Below are 4631 nucleotides of genomic sequence, written 5' to 3'. Positions count from 1 at the left end.
CCGCGCATCGATCGCCGAAATGGTGGTCCCGTACGGGGACCCGTCGCCGATCCGGTCGTGGCAGAACTACTTCGACACCGGCGAATACCTCGTGGGCCAGTACGCCAACTCCCTGGAACTGGGCTGCGACTGCCTCGGCGAGATCACCTACCTCAGCCCCGTCATCAGCGACGCCTTCGGCAACCCCCGCGAGATCCGCAACGGCATCTGCATGCACGAGGAAGACTGGGGGATCCTGGCCAAGCACAGCGACCTCTGGACGGGCATCAACTACACCCGCCGCAACCGCCGCCTGGTGATCTCGTTCTTCACCACCATCGGTAACTACGACTACGGCTTCTACTGGTACCTCTACCTCGACGGCACCATCGAGTTCGAGGCCAAGGCCACCGGCGTGGTCTTCACCTCCGCCTACCCCGAAGGCGGCTCGGCCAATATCTCCCAACTGGCTCCGGGCCTGGGCGCCCCGTACCACCAGCACCTGTTCAGCGCGCGGCTGGACATGGCGGTCGACGGCCTCACCAACCGGGTCGAGGAAGAGGATGTGGTCCGCCAGGGAATGGGCGAGGGCAACGAACGCGGCAACGCGTTCTCACGGAAGCGGACTGTCCTGGCGCGCGAGTCGGAAGCCGTCCGGGAAGCCGACGCGCGCAGCGGCCGGACCTGGATCATTTCCAACCCGGAATCACGCAACCGCTTGGGCGATCCCGTGGGATACAAGCTCCACGCCCAGGGCCAGCCCACTCTCCTGGCAGACCCGGAGTCCTCCATCGCCCGGCGCGCCGCCTTTGCCACGAAGGACCTGTGGGTCACGCGGTTCGCGGAGGAGGAGCGGTACCCCACGGGCGACTTCGTCAACCAGCACGCCGGGGGAGCAGGCCTGCCGGCCTACATTGCCCAGGACCGCGACATCGACGGCCAGGACATCGTGGTGTGGCACACCTTCGGCCTGACCCACTTCCCGCGTCCGGAGGACTGGCCCATCATGCCGGTGGACACGGTCGGCTTCAAGCTCCGGCCCGAGGGCTTCTTCGACCGCAGCCCCGTGCTGGACGTGCCGGCCAACGCTCAACAGTCCTCTGGCTGCCATGGCGATGGCGACGCCGGCGCACACTGCCACAGCTAGGCCGACGCCGTGAGTGTCGCAGCCAGCTTGGGCCGCCGGGCCGGCCCCGCCGGCGTCGTCTTCCATTCCCGGATCTGCGCCGCCGTGACCGCGGCGTCGTGCCTCGCGCATCTGTGGCTGGCCGCCGGGAACCAGCACGGGACCTGGCTGAACGTGCTCATGCTCGCCATGGTGGCAGTGTGCCTGCCGTGCGCCGTGCACATCTGGCGCCACGGCAGGCTCAGGGCCCTTCGCCAGGTGATGGCCGCGGCGCTGGCCATGACCGCGGTTCACGCGGTCCTGCTCCTCGGCACGGGAGCCGGCGGCACGGGCCACAGTCACCATGGAACCGCCGCAGTGGCCGCAGGGGCCGGCGCGGCGCCGTCGGGTTCCGGGGCGCTGCTGGCAGTCATCGCGCTGGAAATGACGACGGCGCTAATCGCCGCGACGCTGCTGGCCCGGCTGCGGGCGGACCCCGGTCGGCCGTATCTTGGTTGAAGCGCAGCTGAAGCGCTGCTTCCGGGTTGGTCAGCGTCAGTCGTTGAACAGCCCCGCCAGGTCCTCCGCCGTCAGGGCGCCGCCGGTGAGTGCGTCGCCTTCCATGACGTCGGCGAAGAGCTGGGATTTTTTCGCCTTGAGCGCCATGACCTTCTCCTCGATCGTGTCCTTGGCGACCAGCCGGTAGACCATGACGTTCCGGGCCTGGCCGATCCGGTGGGTCCGGTCCACGGCCTGGGCCTCCGATGCCGGGTTCCACCACGGGTCCAGCAGGAACACGTAGTCGGCCTCGGTGAGGTTCAGGCCGAAGCCGCCGGCCTTGAGGCTGATGAGGAACACCGGTGCGGCGCCGTTCTTGAACTCGTTCACGACGTCGGTGCGGTTGCGTGTGCCGCCGTCGAGGTAGCAGAACTCGATGTTCTCCTCGACCAGGCGCTCCCGGACCTTGCCCAGGAAACCGGTGAACTGGCTGAAGATCAGGGCCCGGTGCCCTTCGGCCACCAGGTCCGCGAGCTGCTCGAACAGGACATCGAGCTTGCTGGAACGCACCCCGGACAGGGAGGGATCGATCAGCGAGGGATCCAGGCTCAGCTGTCGGAGCAGGGTCAGCGACTGGAAGATGGTGAACCTGTTCTTGTTGACGTCCTCAATCAGGCCCAGGATCTTCTGGCGCTCCCGCTGCAGGTGGGTCTGGTAGACCTTCTGGTGCCGCGGGTTCAGCACGACTTCCAGGATCTGTTCCTGCTTGGGCGGCAGGTCACTGATGACCTGTTCCTTGGTGCGCCGCATCATGAGCGGCCGGACGCGCCGCCGGAGCTTGTCCAGCTGCCCCTTGTCACCGTTCTTCTCCACCGGCTTCTGGTAATACTCGGCGAACCGTTTGGGGCTGGAAAAGAGCCCGGGAGCCACGATCGAGGTCAGTGCCCAGAACTCCATCAGGTTGTTCTCCAGCGGCGTGCCGGTGATGGCGAGTTTGAAGGCGGCGGGCAGTTTGCGGGCGCACTGGTAGGCCTTGGACTGGTGGTTCTTGACGAACTGGGCCTCGTCCAGGACCAGCCCGGCCCAGGTCTGGGAGGCGTAGGCCTCGTAGTCGATCCGGAACAGGGCGTAGGAGGTGATGATGATGTCCGCTCCGGCCATCGCCTCGGCCGGGTGCGAGCCGCTCTTGGCGAAGGTTTCGCCGATGGCGCGCACGCTGAGCCCGGGCGCGAACCGTGCCGTTTCCGCCTCCCAGTTGCCCACCACGGAAGTGGGGGCGACGACGAGGAACGGGGCGGCCCCGGACCCGGGCCCGGCTTCATCGCCTGCGGCGGCGTCTTTTGCGGCGCAGATCAGTGCGAGGGCCTGGACGGTCTTGCCCAGGCCCATGTCGTCGGCCAGCACGCCGCCGAGGCCGTGGCGGTACAGGAAGCTCAGCCAGTTGAAGCCCTCCAGCTGGTACGGGCGCAGCTCGGCGTTCAGCGACCCGGGCAGCGGAAGGCCCTTGATGCCACCTTCAAGCAGACCGCCCACGGACTCGCGCCACGCCGCGGCCTGTTCATCCACGATGCCCAGGTGTGCGAGCTCGTCCCACAGCCCGGCCTGGAAGCGGCTGATCTGCAGCGGGGCGTCCTTGTCGCCGGGGTTGTCCTGCAGGGAGCGGGCCTCGTCGATCAGGGCCCGCAGCTGGTGCAGCTCCGGCAGGTCCAGCGCGAAGTACGCCCCGCTGGGGAGCAGCATGCGGGTCTGGCCGGCGGCGAGGGCGGAAAACAGTGCCGCGAAGGAAACCGGCTGGCCCTCCAGGGTGATGACGATGCCCAGATCGAACCAGTCGCGGCTGTCCGTCGCCTTTGTGGAGATCGCCACCACCGGGGCCTCGTCGGCTTCGCGGTAGTCCGCAATCTCGCCGGAGGTATCCACGGAGACGTCGGGGAGGTCGCGGAGCCGGGGGAGCACGTCCTCGGTGAAGGCGAGGGTGTCCAGTCCGGCCAGCTCTGCCGTGGCCGCCAGGCGCGGCGTGCCCCAGCCGCCGGTCGCGGATTCGCCCAGGGCAGGCACGACGTCCCAGGGCTGCCCGACCGCCTCGAGGATGCGAGCCTCGGCCGGGTCGTCCCGGTAGCCGTGATCGCCCGGGTGCCGCCACAGCGGCTGCGCCGTGACGAGGTTTCCGGACGTGTAGTGCCATTCCCAATGCAGCCGGACCCGGTGGTCGGCCCCGTAATTGGCCAGCAGGGACAGTGTGGGGACGGCGAGCGTGGGCAGTTCCACCGACTCGTCGGAGGCGGTAACCCGGGCGGTTTGCTTGAGCTTGGGGTAGAACCCGGTCAGGAAGCGGCTTTCGTCCCGTGCGGGGATGTGCAGGGTGGTCCCGCCCGTGACGAAGGTCAGCAGTTCCTCGCTGAGACCGCTTTCCAGCGGGGCGAGGGTGATGACGGGGTCGGCGGGGGCGGTACCGGGCAGGGCGCCGCCGCCGGACGCCAGGAAGATTCCGTGCGCCGGGCGGCCGATGGTCCCGACCGACGCCGGATCCACCACCTCACCTTCGACCGTGATGGTCGGCGCGAGCTCCAGACCGCCGTCGTCCCCGCCGGTGCCGATGCGCGCCAGGTTCAGCCCGACGGCGGCAGGCTGCTCGACCAGGCGCACCGGCTCCGTGCCGCGGCTGTGCACCAGGGCGACGCCGATTTTCTGGGCCTGGGACAGCAGGCTCCAGAGGTTCTTGCCGGCATAGGTGTTCAGTCCCAGCCACAGTCCGGTGCCGGAGTGCTGGCGGTTTGCCACAGCGGTGTGCGAGGCGAGGAATTCCTGCATCCACTCGACGTGCGCCTCGTTGCATTCGCGCCGGTAGTTCAGGTAGCTCAGCGTGCTCCAGGAGACGTCGCCGCGGATCCACTTGCCCTTGGCGCCCATGATGACGGGGCGTGCCTTGAGCTGGCGGACGCTGCGGAGCGGGTCGCGGCGGCCCGTGTAGGAAAAGTGCGGGGCGGGTTCCTCGACGTCGAACTGGAGCGCCAGCGGGGTGCCGTTGGCGGACGGCGTGATCCCCGGG

The 4631-nt window shown here is 68.7% G+C and carries 2 protein-coding genes and 1 pseudogene; 2 read left to right on the top strand and 1 reads right to left on the bottom strand.

Annotated elements, in window-relative coordinates; translation table 11 throughout:
• Together LQV45_RS18265 and LQV45_RS18260 are read left to right on the top strand one after the other, a co-directional pair.
• Nucleotides 1–1126: pseudogene (locus tag LQV45_RS18265) on the top strand (histamine oxidase); the annotation flags it as partial.
• Nucleotides 1127–1135: 9 nt separating this feature from the next.
• Nucleotides 1136–1603, top strand: coding sequence for a hypothetical protein (locus LQV45_RS18260; RefSeq protein WP_230008238.1), 468 nt, complete (start codon nt 1136–1138; stop codon nt 1601–1603).
• A 36-nt stretch (nt 1604–1639) separates the two neighbouring features.
• On the opposite strand, the gene LQV45_RS18255 is transcribed toward LQV45_RS18260, so the two are convergent.
• Nucleotides 1640–4631, bottom strand: a 2992-nt coding sequence (locus tag LQV45_RS18255) for a DEAD/DEAH box helicase (protein ID WP_230008237.1), incomplete at its 5' end; no start/stop codon positions are given.

It is taken from the genome of Microbacterium sp. Bi128 (genome assembly GCF_918698205.1).
The sequence above is the reverse complement of the archived record's forward strand: the minus strand, read 5'-3'. Positions and strand labels throughout refer to the sequence as shown.